Here is a 19,540-nt window from a genome sequence, read left to right on the forward strand (position 1 = left end):
TCCCTCTACTTTTCCTTTTTCAGATCGTTAATCAATTTTTCAATGCGATTGCCATAAGCAATCGACTCATCAAAATCAAATTCAATATCCGGGGTTTTGCGGAGTTGAATTCGCTTGCCGATTTCCGAGCGGATGAAACCTTTTGCCTGGCGGAGCGCCTTCAATGTCTCCTCTTCTTCCTCTTCGGATTCCCCCAATACGGTAAAATAAACCGTCGCTTGTTGAAGATCCCCGGTGACGTCCACTCCCGTGACCGTTACAAACTCCACGCGGGGATCTTTCACTTCTCGCATGAGAATATCGCTCAGTTCCTTCTTCATTTGTTCACCGACACGTTGTGCGCGCATTTGGCTCAACGTCAACACTCCTTCCTCTCACTACAGCCACTCATACTGCACCGAGTGGCATTCCAATCCTTCGCTGCCATCGATCATCTTAAGCGCATGCGCCAGTTCTTTTTCAATAACCTTGCGGCTGTTATTAATACAGGCAATGGAGAGGGATGTACGCTGCCATACATCTTGGTGATCCATTTCCGAAATGGAGATATTTAAACGGCGCGCCCGGGTGATAAGACTCTGCAATATCGAGCGTTTTTCCTTTAAGGAATAGCAATCCGGCAAGAAGCATTCACAATGGACGACACCGATCATGTTCGCGGAACTTCTTCCATTACATAAGCTTCCATGGTGTCTCCTTCTTTCACGTCGTTAAAATTCTCCAGTGTAATGCCGCATTCATAATTGTTGCTGACTTCCCGAACATCATCCTTAAACCGCTTGAGTGCAGAAATTTTTCCGTCATGAATAACGACACCGTCCCGAAGCACGCGGACACTGGCATCCCGGGTAACCTTGCCTTCGGTAACATAGCTTCCGGCAATCGTTCCGATTCGCGACACTTTAAACAGTTGACGAACTTCTACATGCCCGATGACTTTTTCTTCATATTCCGGGTCGAGCAGCCCTTTCATTGCAGCCTCAATTTCTTCGATGGCATCATAGATGACCCGGTAGAGGCGCACATCAACGTTTTCCACTTCCGCTGTTCGTGTTGCATTCGCTCCGGGGCGAACATTAAACCCGATAATAACCGCGTTAGACGCGGAAGCCAGAATAACATCCGATTCCGTCACTGCTCCGACGCCTGTGTGAATAATATTTACCTTAGCGCCGGCAACATCAATTTTTTCAAGAGATCCACGGACGGCTTCCACGGAACCTTGCACATCCGCTTTAATGATAATGTTGATTTCTTTAATTTCACCTTCTTGGATTTGGTTATACAAATCATCAAGACTGACACGGGACGTTTGCCGACGTTGTGCTTCTTTCGCCCTCACAGCGCGCCCTTCGCCGATTTGTTTTGCCTTCTTCTCATCGGCAAATACGAGAAACTGATCGCCAGCCTGGGGAACGCCATTTAATCCGGTAATCTCAACCGGTGTTGAAGGTCCTGCTGTTTTCACACGACGACCGACATCGTTCATCATCGCCCGAATACGGCCGTACGTATGCCCGACTACGATCGGGTCCCCTACGTTCATTGTGCCACCCTGTACGAGCAATGTCGCGACCGGTCCGCGCCCTTTATCAAGCTCGGCTTCAACTACAGTTCCTAGCGCACGTTTCGCTGGATTGGCTTTTAACTCTTCCACTTCGGCAACGAGCAAGATCATCTCGAGGAGCTCATCGATGCCTTCGCCCTTCACAGCCGAAACGTTAACGAAGATCGTATCGCCGCCCCATGCTTCAGGGACCAGTTCATATTGTGTTAATTCCTGCATGACGCGATCAGGATTGGCGTTTTCCTTATCGGTTTTGTTTACGGCAACGATAATAGGAACTTCCGCCGCTTTTGCGTGATTCAGTGCTTCCACCGTTTGTGGCATGACCCCGTCATCGGCAGCAACGACGAGAATGGTGATATCAGTCGCTTGCGCGCCGCGTGCACGCATCGTCGTGAAAGCCGCGTGGCCGGGAGTATCAAGAAAGGTGACCTTTTTTCCCCCTTCTTCGACTTGGTAAGCACCAATGTGTTGGGTAATGCCGCCGGCTTCCGTATCGGTGACCTTCGTTTTGCGAATACCGTCAAGCAAGGTGGTTTTCCCGTGGTCCACATGTCCCATGATCGTAACGACCGGCGCTCTTTCTTCAAGTTTCGCAGGGTCGTCCTCTTCCTCATAACGTTCAATATCCAACGGATCAACGACTTCTTCTTCTTCGACGGTCACGCCATAATCATCGGCAATCAACTCGATGGAGGTTTTGTCAAGGTCTTCGTTTTTCGTTGCCATAACCCCCAAGCCCATAAGCTTTTTGATGAGTTCAGACGTGGTCTTGTTTAATTTCCCCGCTAATTCCTCAACGGTTAAGCTCCCGGCAAATGTAATTTTTTCAGGTGTTTTCGGCGTTTCTTTTGCGCGCCGTTTTTGATTTTTATTGTTTTTGCCTTTCCTGCCCGGCCCGTGGTTTCCTCCGCGCTGTAATCCTGGGCGTTGACGCTTTTGGCCATTGTTTCTTCTGTCTGGTTTATTGTGCTGGGACGGTTTTTTGCTGTTATTTTGGCTATTTTGTGACCGTGTTGATTCAGTCGTTTGTTTTGCCTTGGTTTGTTTTTGGTTTTCGTTTTTCCCCATACTCCCATCCTTTTTCTCTGTTGTTTGCTTTTGCTCTAGCTGTTTGATTTGTTCGTCATTAATCACAGACATATGGTTGCTCACGTTTATATTTTTCGCCTTTAAATCCGCAACGACTTCTTTGCTTGATTTATTAATGGACTTGGCGTATTCATATACTCGCATTTTCGTCATTTAAACAACCTCCAACTTCTAGTGGTCTAGCATCCGGATCATTTTTTCGGAAAATCCTTTATCCGTAATGCCGATGACAACACGCTCGCGCTTTCCAATTGCTTCGCCCAGCGCTTCCCGTGTTCCCGCTTGCCTGATCGGAATATGATAATGGCGGCATTTATCATTAAACCGCTTGTTTGTGTTTGTTGATGCATCGTCGGAAATAAGAACAAGATGAAAACGTTTCGTTTTAATGCCTCGTATAACGGTGTCTTCGCCGCTGATAACCCTATTGGCCCGTGTTGCAAGCCCGAGAAATCGGTAAAATTCCTGTTTCATTTGTTTGTTTGAAGACGTTCCGTCTCCAACCTTTCATAGCTCTCTTCATCGATGTTCACTTTTAAGTGGCGTGATAAAAGGTCTTTCTTTTTAGCCAGTGCGAAACATTCTTCTGTGTTTGTAATGTAAGACCCGCGCCCATTTTTCTTTCCGGTCGGATCAACGGATACATGGCCATCTGTTCCACGAACGATACGCACCAGCTCTTTTTTTGCTTTCATTTCGCCGGTAACGATGCATTTTCGCAAAGGGGTTTTACGCTTTTTCATTCTTCTTTCTCCTCAACCGCTTCGGTTTCCGGCCGTTCTTCTTCAGCCTCTTCTTCCAAGGCATCTTCTATCTCTTCGTCTTCAAACACATCTTCTTCGATCATATCTTCATCATCGATGTCATCTTCTTGGACGGGGTCGCCTTCTTCCCCTTCATCTTCCCCGGGCACCCGAGCCGTAGCCGGATTGTACAATCCTTGCTCTTCTGCTTCAGAAAGACTTTTTATATCAATTTTCCAGCCCGTGAGTTTCGCGGCTAACCGCGCGTTTTGTCCACGTTTTCCAATGGCAAGCGATAATTGATGATCCGGGACGATAACGAGCGTGCTTTTTGCCTCATCATCAACTTGGACATCGAGCACATTTGACGGACTTAAGGCGTTTCCGATGTAGTTGACAGGGTTATTGGAAAAATGGACAATATCGATTTTTTCGCCCTTCAGTTCATTCACAATCGCTTGAACGCGTTGCCCGCGTTGTCCAACACAAGCACCAACTGGGTCAACGTCGGGGTCTTCCGCGTGGACAGAAATTTTTGACCGATCTCCCGCTTCTCGTGAAACGGATCGAATCTCAACAGTTCCATCATATATTTCCGGGACTTCAAGTTCAAATAATCGCTTTAAAAGACCTGGATGGGTACGCGAAATCATAATTTGCGGACCCTTAGTCGTTTTTTCCACTTTCGTAATATAGGACTTAATTCGGTCGTTATGCGAATAGGTCTCATTCGGCATCTGTTCGCTTTGCGGAAGAATGGCTTCCACTTTCCCTAAATCAACATAGATAAAACGATGGTCTTGGCGTTGGACGATTCCAGTCATAATATCTTCTTCGCGATCGATAAAATCCGAATAAATGATGCCTCGCTCTGCTTCTCGCACCCGCTGGGTAACGACTTGTTTAGCGGTCTGCGCGGCTATTCTCCCGAAATCTTTCGGTGTGACTTCAATTTCGACAACATCATCAAGCTCATAATGCATGCTCATTTCTCTTGCTGCCTCGACGGTGATCTCCAGCCGGGGGTCGAAAACTTCTTCCACTACTTGTTTGCGCGCATACACTTTGATTTCCCCATTGTCACGGTTGATATCGACGCGTACGTTCGGCGCTTGGCTGAAATTTCGCTTATAGGCCGATATCAACGCGGACTCAATGGCTTCTAGCACGATTTCCTTTTCGATGCCTTTGTCCTCCTCCAACGTCGTCAAAGCATCTAAAAAGTCGCTGTTCATAACTAAGTGGTCCCCTTTCAGTGAATACAGTGAAACTTCTTATGCGTCGCGATCGGGGTGTTCGTCGCCCGTTAACTCCCGCTTATGGGTTTGAAGCGGGAGTATTACGGTTTACACCGGGATAATCCGATTGCTCTACAACACGGACAAACGTGCATTTGCGATCAAGCGTTCCGGCACCTGAAAAGCAATGGTCCGTGTCTTTTCGCGTATATTGATCGTTATTTCTCCATCCTCATAAGCGACAAGCTCTCCTGTGAACGTTTTTCTGCCATCGATTTGTTCGTACGTCTTGATATAAACGTTCTTGCCAACGGCTCCCTGAAAATCCTTCGCGTTTTTCAGCGGCCGCTCCGCCCCTGGGGAACTTACTTCCAAATAATAAGATCCCTGAATGGGGTCTTCTTCGTCTAATTTTTGGCTCATCCGTTCACTGACAAGGCTGCATTCCTCGAGTCCTATGCCGTCGGGATGGTCAATAAACATACGTAGCACCCAGTTTTTTCCTTCTTTTTTATATTCCACATCGACAAGCTCCATGCTGAGCTCATCAAGAATGGGGTTCGCGATTGTGGCCACGTTTTCCTTCACGTTTGCAGACATATGCTCCCTCCTTTACATAGCCGTCCGTATTAGAAAACTTGGCTTGTCGCCAAGCCTTTATGGCGACAAGCCTTAGTTGCACTTATGCAGGAAAAAGTTTTATACTTTCTTACCTGCCGAGAAAAACTTGGCTTTCGCCAAGTTCCAATAGCGAGCCTTAGGTTTTTGCGAAAAATTCTTTCGAAGTGCAAGCAGAAAGAGTGGGTGCAGGCCCCACTCTTTTCTCCGTACGTATCCATCTGTTGCCAACGTTAAAATATCATAATTTCCCAACGATTGCAAGTAACATGCGGGCAAAGGGCTCTCTTCGCGCGAGATTTCCCATGCTGTTATTTATTTTTGCCAAATTATGGCGATCGTAAACGTCAGGATGTTCATAGGGATCATTCGATTTTTCGCTGCTGCGTCAAAAAGACTCTTAAATCACCATGATGAATGCGAAATGTGGAAAGAGAAGCGGCTAGCGTCGCCATGACACGCTTTATGATACCCGAAATATGAAAAGGACAGCCGATCCGGTCAGATCAAAACATTTATCCCCGGTAGTTCAGCAAAATCTGACGTTGTTGGCCAAAGATTCACGGCCACCGCATACGACTACAGATGACCGTTTATCTCGGGTGTTCTACACTAGAACAACGAAAGCTGGTTCGAATCCGGCATGCCTTCCAGGCATCCGCTCGCGCCCAAAATTTGTATGACGTTCTTCGTCGCTTTGCTTTTTTGTTGCAAGTCCTCTTTTGATAAAAACTCACCGTCTGTACGTGCTTCAACAATGTTTTTAGCGGCGTTAGCGCCTACCCCTTCCAACGCGCCAAACGGTGGAATCAACGTTTCGCCATCAACGATGAACATGCTTGCTTCGGATCGATAGAGATCAATCGATCCGAACGAAAATCCGCGCTCCGTCATTTCCAGCGCCAGTTCCAATACAGTCACCAAGCTTTTTTCTTTTGGTGCCGCGTCAAAGCCTTTGGCTTGAATGTCTTCGATGCGCGCCCGAATCGCCGCGCTTCCTTTTTGCATCGTTTCCAACTCAAAATCACTGGCCCTTACGCTGAAATAGGTGGCGTAGAACAGAATTGGATGGTGGACTTTGAAATACGCGATTCTCACCGCCATTAGTACATATGCTGCCGCATGCGCTTTCGGGAACATATACTTGATCTTCAAACAGGACTGAATGTACCAATCCGGAACACCGTGGTTTTTCATTTCGTCAATCCATTCTTGTTCCAATCCTCTTCCCTTGCGGACGAATTCAGTAATTTTAAAAGCCAGCGATGGTTCCAGCCCTTTATAAATCAGATTGACCATAATGTTGTCTCTGAGGCCAATGACGTCTTTCAGCTCACAAATCCCATCACGAATTAATTCATCGGCATTACCAAGCCAGACATCGGCCCCGTGGGACAAACCGGAAATTTGCAGGAGCTCGGAAAACTTCTTCGGCTTCGTTTCTTCCAACATTTGCCTAACGAAACGGGTGCCGAACTCCGGAATCCCGTACGTGCCGGTTTTGCACAGAATTTGCTCCGGAGTAACACCAAGCACTTCCGGTCCTTCAAATATACGCATAACCTCAGGATCATCCACAGGAATATCGTTAGGGTCGATTCCGCTCAAATCTTGCAGCATACGGATGACCGTCGGATCATCGTGCCCAAGAATATCAAGTTTCAACAAGTTGTCATCGATGGAATGAAAATCAAAATGCGTCGTTTTCCAACTTGCGTTTTTATCATCAGCCGGATATTGAACCGGACAAAAATCATGGATGTCTTTATCTCCGGGAACGACAATGATCCCGCCGGGATGCTGGCCGGTCGTTCGTTTCGCCCCGGTGCAACCATGGACGAGGCGGTCGATTTCAGCGCCGCGTATATGGTCAATTTGATGGTCATTTTGGTATCCGCGCACGAATCCATAAGCCGTTTTATCCGCAACCGTGCCGATCGTTCCCGCGCGAAAGACCTTGTCATCCCCGAACAAGTCACGGGTGTAGGCGTGCGCGCGTGCCTGGTATTCTCCGGAAAAGTTCAAGTCAATGTCGGGAACTTTGTCCCCTTTAAAACCGAGAAACGTTTCAAAGGGAATGTCATGGCCTTCTCGAGTATACGAGGTCCCACATTGTTCACATGGTTTGTCCGGCAAGTCATACCCCGACGCCACCGACCCATCGTCATAAAAAATAGAATGGCTGCAGTTCGGGCAAACGTAATGGGGAGGCAGCGGATTGACCTCGGTAATGTCCGACATCGTCGCCACGAAAGAAGAGCCGACCGACCCGCGGGAGCCAACGAGATAACCGTCGTCCAAGGATCGTTTGACGAGTTTATGCGAAATGAGGTAAATCACGCCATATCCATGGCCGATAATGCTTTCCAATTCCTTTTCCAGACGCTCTTCGACGATGGCAGGCAGATCTTCTCCGTAAATGCTCCTTGCTTTTCCAAAGGTGAGCCTCCGCATTTCTTCGTCGGCACCTTCGATGTTTGGAGCGTATAATCCGCTAGGGACCGGTGCGATATCTTCGGTCTCATCCGCAAGCTTTTTTGGGGCCTTAACCACAGCTTGGCGCGCCTTTTCTTCGCCGAGGAAAGAAAAGGCCTCCAGCATTTCCGCGGTCGTTCGAAAATGCACCTTCGGCATCGTTTGTTTGTTCAACGGGTTGGCCCCACCTTGGGATGAAACGAGGATTTTTCGATAAATATGGTCCTCCGGCTCCAAATAATGGACGTTTCCGGTAGCAACGACGGGAATCGCCAAACGTTCGCCGACATCGTTCAATTTTCGCATAATGTCCAAGAGCTGTGCTTCACTTCTAATGATGTCTTTTTCCAATAGATGGCCATGGATTTCCGGTGGCTGAATTTCGATAAAGTCATAGAAACGAGCCGCTTTCTCCGCCTCTTCGGCGGATTTTTGCATCATTGTTTCAAAGACTTCCCCTTTTTCGCAACCCGATCCGACAAGCAACCCATCCCTATACTGGACAAGCTTCGACCTCGGGATTCGCGGCGTTCGGTGAAAATACGATAAGTGAGATAAAGACACAAGTTGATACAAGTTTTTCAAACCTGTTTCGTTTTGGACGAGAATCGTGCAATGGGAAGGCCTGCTTTTGTAAAAATCGCCTCGGCCGATATTTTCATTGAGTTGACCGTGTTGATCAATTCCTTGTTCCTTGGCATCGCGAATCATTTTGATAAAAAGATACGCGGTGGCTTCCGTGTCATAAATGGCACGGTGATGGCTGACAAGTTCAATGTCAAACGCTTTGCAAAGCGTGTTCAACCGATGATTTTTCATATTGGGATATAAAAACCGGGCAAGTTCCAATGTGTCGACGACCGGCTGTTCCACCTCGGGCCATCCTTCTTTTTTGTAACCGGCGTTGATAAAGCCGATATCAAAACTTGCGTTATGTGCCACAAAGCCCGCGTCGCCCGCAAAATCGGCAAACTGTTGCAAGACATCGCTGACTTCCGGAGCGTCTGTCAGCATTTCATCGGTAATGCCGGTAAGTTCCGTAATCTTCGCAGGAAGAGGCACATGGGGCTGCGCAAACGATTCAAACCGATCGACAATTTCACCGTTCGCCACCTTTACGGCAGCCAATTCAATGATCGTGTCATACACGGCTGATAGTCCGGTTGTTTCCACATCAAAGACGACGAACGTTGATTCCGCGAGATCTCGTTCGCTCTCGTTGTACGCGATCGGCACGCCGTCATCGACGAGATAAGCTTCCATTCCGTAAAGCAACTTTATATCATTTTTCTTAGCCGCCGAATGAGCTTCCGGGAAGCCTTGGACGACCCCGTGATCCGTAATTGCAACAGCTTCATGCCCCCATTGTGCTGCCTTTTCCACAATTTCGCCCGGGGAAGCCACACCATCCATCTGACTCATCGTCGTATGCGCGTGCAGCTCGATGCGTTTTTCATTTTCAGGAGCTTCATCCATCCGCCGCGCGATTTGAACTTCCGTAACGTCATTGGCAATCATGACGAGATCACGGACAAACGTATCGTCTTGAATACCGCCCCTTGCTTTCAGCCATTTGCCTGCTTTCACTTCTTTAAATAGCGGGATGTCCTCCTTATCTCTGGAAAACATTTTCACAAGCAAAGAGTCTGTATAATCGGTAAGTTTAAACGTTAACAGCATACGCCCGCTTCTTAGCTCACGCGTTTCCGCCTGAAACACATATCCTTGAATCGTCACGCGCCGTTCTTCATCTTGAATGGAAGCAAGCGGGAGGGGTTCGTCTTTAATTGGATAACCGATGTGCAATTGTTTTTTCGCTTCCGGTTCCGCTTGTTTTTCCTTTTTTTGCTGTTCCATCATCGCTTCAATGACTTTGGATTGCTCTTCTTCTTTTTTCTGCTCTAAAAAGCGGGTTTCTTCCTCGGTAGCCACTTCGACTTTCGGAGAAAAGGCAAGCCTCTCAAACCCTAAAGATTGAATCGCTGTCTCCAATACAGGACCTGCCTGTTTGGAAAGGGAATTGGCTTCTACATCACTGTGGCACGTAAGCATCACGGAACGTCCGTTAACCGTCGGTTTCGAACGTTCCAGTTTTCGGGCGATATGATCGGGGAGGTCTCGCGCTTTGGCGATGATCGCGGGCCAATACGCTGTCACTTGTTCGGAGGGGATATTTCCTTCATCGTAGACAACTGAAAAATCTATCGTTGCCATTTCTCGGAATCCTGCATTGAGCTTTTCCTGCAATAGTTGGATCGCGAACGCATTTACCGGTTTGTCCAGCCTGAACGTAAAATGCCATTTACGATTTTCCCGATAAACATCTAATTTGTCGATGCGCCCGGATCGCAGTTCTGATTGGTAAACATCTTCAGGGATACCAATCTGCTCCAAAAGTAGTTGAAAACGTTCATACCGAACAGTACTGTCATCCATAGACAAACCGACCGCCCTTTCGTTCTGGAAGTAAGAGGTGGGAGGTTGGAGGTGAGAAAAACCTTTAGACCCACCTTAACTCCCTATTTCCATCCGATATCGCTTAAATACGCGGGTAACTTTTCTGCTTGCACTTCCGTTACTTCGCCTGTTTTTCTTTCTTTTACTTCGACAATGCCTTCACTCGCTTTTTTTCCGGCCGCGATGCGGATGGGCATGCCGTATAGGTCAGCATCCTTAAACTTCACGCCTGCGCGTTCTTTGCGATCGTCATATAGAACATCGTAACCTTCAGCCTGAAGCGCTTCATAAAGATTATCCCCTAGGGTCAATTGCGCTTCATCTTTTGGATTGATCACGAGCAAATGCAAGTCAAACGGGGCAAGTGCTTTTGGCCAAATGATGCCGTCTTCATCGTGGTGCTGTTCCACAACGGCGGCAAGCGTACGGCTGATGCCGATGCCGTAGCAGCCCATTTGCATCGGCACACTTTTGCCGTTTTCATCCAAAAACTCGGCACCCAAGGCTTCCGAATATTTCGTCCCGAGGCTAAATACTTGCCCCACTTCGATGCCCTCGGCAAAATGAATCGTACCTTCACCGTCGGGGGAAGGGTCTCCTTCTTGGATGATGCGGAGATCCGCAAAAGCATCTACGTGAAAATCCCGGCGATGATCAGCGTTGACATAAAAGGTATCGCCTTGATTGCCTCCGCAAATGGCATTGACGAGCGGCCGAATCGCCTGGTCGGCAACAATTTTCACATTCGACGACGCCTCCACAGGACCAATAAAAGCAGAGGAAGTGCCGAATTGTTCCTGTATCTGATCGGCGGTGGCAGCTTCTACGTCCAAGGTATCAAGATGGTTCGTGATCTTGACGTCGCTGATTTCATGGTCCCCGCGTGTCAGAATAAGAACGGGAGCTTCATCAATATAAAAAAGCCGGCTAGTAATGACCGTTGACGTTGGTTGGCCGATGGCTGATGCCACCGCTTCCCCGCTTGTATACCCTTGTTCAACCGAAAGGGTTGCCGGCGTTCCTTCCTGATCGGTGTCAGGCGGAGATACAGCCGCAATTTCAGTATTTGCAGCGTAATCAGAGCGATCCGAATACGCTATCGTATCCTCGCCGATATCGGATAGCGCCATAAACTCATGCGTTCCTCCCGTACCTCCGATAGCCCCGGCGTCCGCTTCCACGGCGCGAAAATCAAGGCCGCAACGACGAAAAATATTCGTGTATGTGTCATACATAACTTCATAGGTTTTGGCGAGCGCTTCTTCCGACGTTTCAAATGAATAGGCGTCTTTCATAATAAATTCCCGACCGCGCAACAAGCCAAAACGCGGGCGGCGTTCATCCCGGTATTTCGTTTGAATTTGATACACATTGATCGGCAAGCGTTTGTAAGAATGAATACCGTCGCGAATGACAGCAGTAATGACTTCTTCATGGGTAGGGCCGAGTACGAAACGCCGCTCGTGACGATCGTTTAGTCTCATTAACTCCGGTCCGTAATCATCCAATCGTCCGGATTCTTCCCAAAGTTCAGCCGGTTGAATCGCCGGCATCAATAATTCTTGTGCCCCCGCACGGTTCATTTCTTCTCTGATAATCGCTTGAATCTTGTGCAACACCCGGGTGCCCAGTGGTAAATATGTATAAATCCCGGCTGCCGTTTGCCGCATTAACCCGGCGCGCAGCATCAGTTGGTGGCTGATGGCTTCCGCATCCGCGGGGATGTCCCGCATCGTTGGACTGAAAAACGTTTGTTGTCTCATTCGCTGAACCCTCCTTTTCCGGAAATCAGAGGTCAGAGGCCGGAGATCGGCACTCCCAACCTCTCACCTTCTCATCTAAACTTACATAAATAACCGGTTTAAATCATTCCAGGTGACCATGAGCACGAGCAACATAAGCAGCGCAAAACCAATAAAATGGGCAACGCCTTCTTTGTCGGGATCGATGGGCTTTCGGCGGATCGCTTCCAAACCGATAAAAACTAACCGTCCTCCATCAAGGGCGGGAAGCGGCAATAGGTTGATGAGCCCAATGTTCACGCTCAGCATCGCTGTCCAGCTGACCAAAATGAGGATGCCCAGTTGCATCACTTCACCGGTGTAGTCATAAATGCCCACCGGTCCCGCTAAATAATCCAGGGAAAAATCACCGGTAAAAATGAGCTGAAGGACATCGAAAATTAATACGACCACTTCTTGAATTTGCGAGACACTATATTGAAGCGATTCAAACACGGAATGGCTCCACGTCGGCTCGACCCCAATTTGGCCGATTTCAGCATCCACAACGTCCTCGTAAACGCTGTCCACCATCATCGTGAATGATTCCGTCGCGCCGTCCCGATCCACAAGCATCGTGATTTCTTCATCCGGCGATTGCTGAATCATCTGTGTCATATCGGTCCAGCCATCAATGGATTCACCTTCAATGGCAACGATCCTGTCCCCTTCGGCCAATCCGGCTTCTTCAGCGGCACTATCGTCCATTACGTTGGAGACGATCGGTTGTGGAATCCCTTGGATAAGCCCATAGATCAAAAATAAAATAAAAGCGAGGACGAAATTCATCACCGGACCCGCGAAAATGGCAGCTGCCTTTTTCCACGGTTTTTTTGATCCGAATTGCCGGTCCCAAGGGGCAATCTGCTCCCGTTCTTCATCCACAATCATATCCGCTTGAGGATGGACATCGTAACGAATCAAGCCTTCTTCATCGTCGCTGTAGCCGTCTATAAAAAGGTCATGTTCAAGGTCGGCCCGTTCAACCGAAACAATTTTGGCATCGGCATGTTTTGCCTTGTTGTTCACAATGATCTCTTTAACGGTATCATCCGAATGAAACGTTAAACCCACTTCATAGCCCGGTTTGATCTGCACGGTCTCCGGGTCTTCACCGGCCATGCGAACGAAACCGCCGAGCGGGAGCAACCGCAGCGTATAAACCGTTTCATTCTTTTTCTTGGAAAACAATTTCGGTCCGAAACCGATGGCGAATTCCCTGCAAAGAATACCTACTTTTTTAGCCACGTAGAGATGGCCCCACTCGTGAATGGCAATGATGAGGCCGAAAATCACAATGATGGCAATGAGCGTTTGCACGTGCTTTTCACCTTCTTTTTGGCTTGCATATCAGATGTGATAGAGGAAGAGCATAGCCTAACCTGCTACTCACCTCTCACTTCCATTCCTTACCCGCTTACGTGTTTCTTCATCAATCTCCAACACTTCTTCAATGGAAGGTGCCGCGGCCACGGTATGGGCAGCTAGAGCATTTTCAATGACAGTTGCAATACCGGGAAACGAAAGCTTCCCTTCCAAGAAACGTTGGACGGCGACTTCATTTGCCGCGTTCAACACCGTCGGGGCCGAACCGCCCGCCTCACCGGCTTGATAAGCCATTAATAAACATCTGTGCTTAACCGGATCGATTTTTTCAAAATTTAGCGTTCCGACTTCCCATAAGTTTAACCTTTCCGGGCCTTCTAATTCAAGCCTGTCCGGAAAGCTGAGCGCGTACTGGATCGGCCCTTTCATATCCGGAGTGCCCAGCTGGGCTATCACACTCTTATCTTGATATTCAACCAGGGAATGAACAATGCTTTCCCGATGAATGACGACATCAATGTTTTCATAAGGCATATCGAACAACCAATGGGCTTCAATGACTTCGAGTCCTTTATTCATCATGGTGGCCGAATCGATGGTAACCTTCTGTCCCATCGACCAATTTGGGTGCTTCAACGCATCTTCCGGGGCAGCGTGTTGGATTTCCTCAGCGCTCCAATCGCGAAAACTCCCTCCCGATGCCGTGATGATAAGCCGTTCGACATCGCCGCGATTGCTCCCTTGCATACTTTGCAAAATCGCGGAATGCTCGCTATCGACGGCAATTAATTGTGCTCCGTAACGATTGCTGGCAGCTGTAACGAGATGCCCGGCGGTTACAAGAGTCTCCTTATTGGCGATCCCAATCGTTTTCCCTGCTTTTATCGCAGCCATCGTCGGTTTAAGGCCTTGGCTTCCCACCATAGCGTGCATAACGAATTCGGCTTCCGTTTCTGCAAGTGCATCCAACAATGCTGATTCCCCGGCGATCGCCCGTGTCTCCGTCGGGAGGTGGGCTTCCAATTTTCCGAGATCGCTTTCCTTCGCAATGGCCACCACCGCGGGTTGGAATTCGGCTATTTGTTTTTTTACAAGCTCAATGTTTTGGCCACAGGCGAGCAAACTCACCCGAAATTGCTCCGGATGCTGTCGGATGACATCAAGGGTTTGCGTCCCAATCGATCCTGTAGAACCAAGTACAGCCACTTTTTTCATCGAATTCACCTTCTTCGTTTTCACTCATTACTGCGCCACTAAAATCATCAGGACATAAAGGGCGGGAAACACGAAAATCAGACTGTCAAAACGATCCAGGATACCGCCATGGCCGGGCAGGAGCTTTCCGGAATCTTTTACATTATAATAGCGTTTAATGGCAGATTCCACGAGATCTCCACATTGGCCGGCAAACGAAATGACGAACACCGCAAAAAACGTTAACCAAAAAGAAGGAAAAGGGGGCCAAAATGAAGCAAAAAGAAAACCCGCCACAAGCGCCAGCGCCAATCCCCCAACGCGCCTTCTACCGTTTTCTTCGGTGAGATTTTCGGCCAGAGCGGGCGCTTTCCGAATTTTCGCCCGAAGAGATAAGCTCCCGTATCCGTTGCCCAAATAGCAATCAGAACGAAAAGAACGAAAGCAAACCCTTCATCCAAACGGGCCGCCAGAAAGAAATGCAATCCGAATCCTATGTACAGTGCAGTAAACGTGACAAAAGCAACTTTATCAAAGTCGTACCGATTGGCGGAAAGGACCGTTATAAGCAACAATAACCAGACAGCAACCACAAAAGTCATCAACAGCGCTTCATTTGAAAAAAATGTTGCTTGCGGCCCCGCCAACAATAGAATAAGAGAAAGAAGCAATCCAATGAAGGCAGGAGGGGCGAAGATGGATAGCTGATTCATTCTCATCAACTCTATGAAGCCGACGATCGCCATCGCTGCAACAAGCGCCATGAAAACAGGCCCGCCCATAATGAGAGGGGCGAGGAAAATGACAAGCCCAATCATTGCGGTAATTACTCTTTGCTTCATGTGAACTCCCCTTATACCCCGCCATATCGACGTTTACGTTGTTGGAAAACCGAGATGGCCTCGGCAAAATCTTCTGTACTAAAATCCGGCCACAATACATCGGTGAACCAGAATTCGCTATACGCCATCTGCCAAAGCATAAAATTGCTTAAACGAATTTCCCCGCTCGTTCGAATCAGCAAATCAGGATCGGGAAAATCGGAAGTATAGAGCTTGTCGGAAATCATGTCTTCCGTAATGTCTTCAATTTGGCAACGCCCTTGTTCAATGTCGCTGCCAAGAAGCTTTAACGCTTGAACAATGTCCGATCTTCCTCCGTAATTAAGCGCTAAATTTAAAATAATGCCATCGTTGTCCGCTGTCTCGTGCATCACGGTTTCCACAGCTTTTTTTGTATGGGAAGGCAGATCTTCAACAGCACCCATGACGCGAACTTGTACATTGTTGGCTTGCAACTTCGGCAATTCACTGGATAAAAAACGTTCCGGGAGACGAAGAATAAAGTCGATTTCTGTCTTGGGACGCAACCAGTTTTCCGACGAGAACGCAAACAACGTGAGTACTTGAACACCGATATCATTCGCGGATTCTGTAATACTGTGGATGGTTTTCATGCCTTCACGGTGGCCAATATTTCTCGGCAGCCCACGTTTTAGAGCCCAACGTCCATTACCATCCATAATGACGGCCACATGGACCGGGACATCCGTCTTCACATCAACGGCCTGTGTCTCTTTCTGATGATTAAAAAACCTTCCCAACATGGTTTACGCACCAGCCTTGCTGGATGTGGGACATGAGAGATGGAAGGCGGGAAAACAATGTCCACGCTCTCCACCTGGGGTATTCCACATCCGAATATCCGCCGTCGGAGTACCGGCCACCACCATTGCCGGTTTGCCGGCACTCTTGAACAGCTAAAACCCCCTTGTCGAGCAGAGGGTTTTTGTGCGTCGCACAGCTTTACACTTCCATAATGTCTTTTTCTTTCTCTTCTGCCGCTTGATCGATTGCTTTAATGTGTTCATCCGTGATTTTTTGAATTTCATCTTGCGAGCGCCGAGATTCGTCTTCGGCGATATCTCCGCTTTTTTCTTGTTTTTTCACTTGATCGTTGATATCGCGGCGGATATTACGGACCGAAACACGTGCATCCTCGGCATATTTACGCACAATCTTCCCCAATTCCTTTCGTCGTTCTTCCGTGAGCGCCGGAATCGTAATGCGAATGACTTGGCCGTCATTATTGGGAGTAAGGCCAAGATCCGCTTTTTGGATCGCTTTTTCGATATCACCGATGGACGACTTGTCAAAAGGGGAGACAACAAGCAATCGGCCTTCGGGCACCGAAATGCCGGCCAACTGATTGAGTGGTGTTTCCATTCCGTAATAGTTGACAGCTACCTTGTCCAAAATCGCCGGATTCGCACGGCCGGTACGTAATGTTGCAAGGTCGCGATTGAACGATTCCACTGTTTTTTCCATACGGTTTTTCATGTCTTTTTTCTGCGCGTCGTTCAAGATCCATTCCCCCTTACGACGGTTCCGATATCTTCTCCTTGAACCGCCCGTTTAATATTTCCTTCTTTTGAGATCGAGAAAACGAGAACCGGGATATTGTTATCCATGCATAACGAAGAAGCGGTCGAATCCATCACGCCCAAACCGTCCTTCAAGACGTCAAAGTAGGATAACTCTCGGTATTTAACCGCATTTTCATTTTCCGCGGGATCAGCATCATAAACGCCGTCCACATTGTTTTTTGCCATCAGGATGACATCGGCTTCGATTTCCGCTGCCCGTAATGCAGCTGTTGTATCCGTGGTGAAATAAGGGTTGCCGGTACCGGCTGCAAATATTACGACGCGCTTTTTTTCCAAGTGCCTGATTGCTTTGCGACGTATGTATGGTTCAGCGACTTGCCGCATCTCTATGCTTGTTTGCACCCTGCTTTCCACTTCAATTTCTTCAAGGCTGTCCTGTAACGCGAGCGCATTCATGACAGTTGCGAGCATGCCCATATAATCAGCGGTGGCACGATCCATGCCTTGCGAACTGCCTGCCATGCCCCGCCAAATATTACCGGCGCCAACAACGATGGCGATCTCTGTACCCAACTTAGCGACTTCTTTTAGCTGGGCAGCAATGGATTGGATGACGTTGGGATCAATGCCGTATCCTTGCTCTCCGGCAAGTGCTTCTCCGCTTAATTTCAAAACCACACGTTCATAGTTGTGCATCGTACGCCTCCAGTACTAGAAGTGAGAAGTGGGAGGTGAGAGGATAGAACCTCTCACCGAACCTCAGCCCAGCATTCGCCTTTAATCTTTCATTTGCGACATCACTTCGTCGGCAAAATTCTCCTCTTTTTTCTCCAATCCTTCTCCTACTTCATAGCGAATAAAGGAGGAAACGGCTGCATCTTGGCTTTTCACATATTGTTCGACGGTTTGATCGCTGTCTTTCACAAATTCTTGATCCAGAAGTGTCACCTGCTGGAAGAATTTCTTCAAGCGGCCTTCCACCATTTTTTCAACAATCTTTTCCGGTTTTCCTTCATTGAGCGCTTGTTGTTTGAGAATTTCCCGCTCTTTATTGACTTCTTCTTCGGGAACTTCATCGCGAGAAACATACGTTGGTTTAATCGCGGCCACGTGCATCGCTACATCTTTTGCCACCGATTCGTCCGTGGTGCCGTCAACAAGAGCAAGCACGCCGATGCTTCCTCCCATATGAAGGTAAGCGCCAAATGCTTGGTTCTCCGTTTTTTCAACAATCGCGAAACGTCTTAACGAGATTTTCTCACCGATTGTGGCGATCTGCTCGGTAATATACTGCTCCAGCGTCTCTCCGCCTTCGGCCTTTTGTGCCAACGCCGTTTCAACATCGTTTGGCTGATGGGCTAGCAGATGATCGGAAATCGTCGAAACGACCTTTTGAAAGTTTTCGTTTTTCGCCACAAAATCGGTTTCCGCGTTGATTTCCACAATCACTGCTTTGTTGCCTTCAACTTTGACATTCGCCAATCCCTCTGCCGCGACACGGTCCGCTTTTTTGGCGGCTTTGGCTATGCCTCTTTCACGCAGAAAAGCAACCGCTTCTTCCATATTTCCATCTGTTTCTGTCAACGCCTTCTTGCAATCCATCATTCCGGCGCCGGTTTTTTCCCGTAGTTCTTTGACCTTGCTTGCGCTGATGGCCATGAAAATTCCTCCTCTTTTTTGTTTTTCGTGGAAAAAAGGTGACATGGGACTCGCCCTTGTCACCCCGTTTTCTTTCTTCCTTATTCTTCCGCGTTTGTTGTTGCCGGTTCAGGTTCCGGCTCTATTTGTTCTTCATCCGCCACTTTCTCTTCTTCTCCCTGGCTTGCTTCCACAACAGCGTCCGCCATTTTCGAAGTAAGCAAACGCACCGCGCGAATGGCATCGTCGTTGCCGGGGATGACGTAGTCCACTTCATCCGGATCACAATTGGTGTCGACAATGGAGATGATCGGGATGTTAAGTTTACGTGCTTCCGCAACGGCAATCCGTTCTTTGCGGGGGTCAATGATGAAAACGGCATCAGGCAGAGCTTTCATTTCTTTAATGCCGCCCAGAAATTTTTCAAGGCGTTCCATTTCTTTTTGCAACACCGTTACTTCTTTTTTCGGAAGAACGTCAAATGTACCGTCTTCCTGCATTTTTTCAAGATCTTTCAGGCGCGCGATCCGCTTGCGGATCGTCTGGAAGTTTGTGAGTGTACCGCCTAACCACCGTTGATTCACGAAGTACATCCCGCAACGGTTAGCCTCTTCCTGTACGGATTCCTGCGCCTGTTTTTTCGTGCCGACAAACAAGATTTTGCCGCCGTCCGCAGCCAAGTTGCGCACGTATTTATAGGATTCGTCTACTTTCTTCACCGTTTTTTGCAAATCGATGATGTAGATGCCATTACGTTCCGTGAAAATGTAACGGCTCATTTTCGGATTCCAGCGTCTTGTTTGGTGCCCGAAATGCACACCTGCTTCCAGTAACTGTTTCATAGAAATAACAGCCATATTTTTTTCCTCCTTCGGTTTTTTTCCTCCGCGTTGCATCATTTTCCTGGAAAAACGCAGCTAAACAAACACAAAACTGTCGCCTTCCCATTACTATCGTTCGATGCTTTAATCTACTTGATAGCAGAACAAAACCGTGTCCGTGGACGGCACCGTTGTTCGAATCAG

16 protein-coding genes and 1 pseudogene are annotated in these 19,540 nt (G+C 48.2%); all 17 read right to left on the reverse strand.

Features of this window, described 5'->3' with window-relative positions:
- Positions 1 to 5: 5 nt before the first annotated feature.
- Positions 6 to 356: a 30S ribosome-binding factor RbfA gene (gene rbfA, locus EPH95_RS02980; protein ID WP_319592813.1), complete on the reverse strand. Its 351-nt coding sequence runs from the start codon at positions 354 to 356 to the stop codon at positions 6 to 8.
- Positions 357 to 377: 21 nt separating this feature from the next.
- Positions 378 to 653: a DUF503 domain-containing protein gene (locus EPH95_RS02985; protein ID WP_142087203.1), complete on the reverse strand. Its 276-nt coding sequence runs from the start codon at positions 651 to 653 to the stop codon at positions 378 to 380.
- On the reverse strand, positions 650 to 2,812 hold the full coding sequence (infB, locus tag EPH95_RS02990) for a translation initiation factor IF-2 (protein WP_142087205.1): 2,163 nt from the start codon (positions 2,810 to 2,812) through the stop codon (positions 650 to 652). The genes EPH95_RS02985 and infB overlap by 4 nt, the downstream gene beginning before the upstream one ends.
- Before the next feature lie 18 nt (positions 2,813 to 2,830).
- Positions 2,831 to 3,133, reverse strand: coding sequence for a YlxQ family RNA-binding protein (locus EPH95_RS02995; protein ID WP_142087207.1), 303 nt, complete (start codon positions 3,131 to 3,133; stop codon positions 2,831 to 2,833).
- A complete protein-coding gene (gene rnpM / locus EPH95_RS03000) occupies positions 3,130 to 3,402 on the reverse strand; it encodes an RNase P modulator RnpM (RefSeq protein WP_142087208.1) in 273 nt (90 codons plus the stop codon). Before rnpM ends, EPH95_RS02995 begins: the two co-directional genes overlap by 4 nt.
- Positions 3,399 to 4,637 (reverse strand): transcription termination factor NusA, encoded by a 1,239-nt coding sequence (gene nusA / locus EPH95_RS03005; protein WP_142087211.1) that lies wholly within the window; start codon positions 4,635 to 4,637, stop codon positions 3,399 to 3,401. The genes rnpM and nusA overlap by 4 nt, the downstream gene beginning before the upstream one ends.
- 135 nt (positions 4,638 to 4,772) lie before the next feature.
- On the reverse strand, positions 4,773 to 5,240 hold the full coding sequence (gene rimP / locus EPH95_RS03010; RefSeq protein ID WP_142087214.1) for a ribosome maturation factor RimP: 468 nt from the start codon (positions 5,238 to 5,240) through the stop codon (positions 4,773 to 4,775).
- A gap of 630 nt (positions 5,241 to 5,870) precedes the next feature.
- Positions 5,871 to 10,169, reverse strand: coding sequence for a PolC-type DNA polymerase III (locus EPH95_RS03015; protein ID WP_142087216.1), 4,299 nt, complete (start codon positions 10,167 to 10,169; stop codon positions 5,871 to 5,873).
- Between the two features lie 83 nt (positions 10,170 to 10,252).
- Positions 10,253 to 11,953 (reverse strand): proline--tRNA ligase, encoded by a 1,701-nt coding sequence (locus EPH95_RS03020; RefSeq protein ID WP_142087218.1) that lies wholly within the window; start codon positions 11,951 to 11,953, stop codon positions 10,253 to 10,255.
- A gap of 81 nt (positions 11,954 to 12,034) precedes the next feature.
- Positions 12,035 to 13,291 (reverse strand): RIP metalloprotease RseP, encoded by a 1,257-nt coding sequence (gene rseP, locus EPH95_RS03025; protein ID WP_142087220.1) that lies wholly within the window; start codon positions 13,289 to 13,291, stop codon positions 12,035 to 12,037.
- 69 nt (positions 13,292 to 13,360) lie between these two features.
- Positions 13,361 to 14,512 carry a 1-deoxy-D-xylulose-5-phosphate reductoisomerase gene (gene dxr / locus EPH95_RS03030; protein WP_142087222.1) on the reverse strand — a complete coding sequence of 384 codons (1,152 nt, stop codon included), beginning with the start codon at positions 14,510 to 14,512 and terminating at the stop codon, positions 13,361 to 13,363.
- Between the two features lie 27 nt (positions 14,513 to 14,539).
- Positions 14,540 to 15,333, reverse strand: a pseudogene (locus EPH95_RS03035) (phosphatidate cytidylyltransferase).
- Positions 15,334 to 15,344: 11 nt separating this feature from the next.
- Positions 15,345 to 16,097 carry an undecaprenyl pyrophosphate synthase gene (locus tag EPH95_RS03040; RefSeq protein WP_142087224.1) on the reverse strand — a complete coding sequence of 251 codons (753 nt, stop codon included), beginning with the start codon at positions 16,095 to 16,097 and terminating at the stop codon, positions 15,345 to 15,347.
- 199 nt (positions 16,098 to 16,296) lie between these two features.
- On the reverse strand, positions 16,297 to 16,830 hold the full coding sequence (frr, locus tag EPH95_RS03045; RefSeq protein ID WP_142091459.1) for a ribosome recycling factor: 534 nt from the start codon (positions 16,828 to 16,830) through the stop codon (positions 16,297 to 16,299).
- Between the two features lie 20 nt (positions 16,831 to 16,850).
- A complete protein-coding gene (pyrH, locus tag EPH95_RS03050) occupies positions 16,851 to 17,573 on the reverse strand; it encodes a UMP kinase (protein ID WP_142087226.1) in 723 nt (240 codons plus the stop codon).
- Positions 17,574 to 17,654: 81 nt separating this feature from the next.
- Positions 17,655 to 18,536, reverse strand: a complete 882-nt coding sequence (gene tsf, locus EPH95_RS03055) for a translation elongation factor Ts (RefSeq protein WP_142087229.1) — start codon at positions 18,534 to 18,536, stop codon at positions 17,655 to 17,657.
- 80 nt (positions 18,537 to 18,616) lie between these two features.
- A complete protein-coding gene (rpsB, locus tag EPH95_RS03060) occupies positions 18,617 to 19,372 on the reverse strand; it encodes a 30S ribosomal protein S2 (protein ID WP_142087231.1) in 756 nt (251 codons plus the stop codon).
- Positions 19,373 to 19,540: the final 168 nt, after the last annotated feature.

It is taken from the genome of Salicibibacter halophilus, from assembly GCF_006740705.1.
In the GTDB taxonomy this organism is placed as follows: domain Bacteria; phylum Bacillota; class Bacilli; order Bacillales; family Marinococcaceae; genus Salicibibacter; species Salicibibacter halophilus.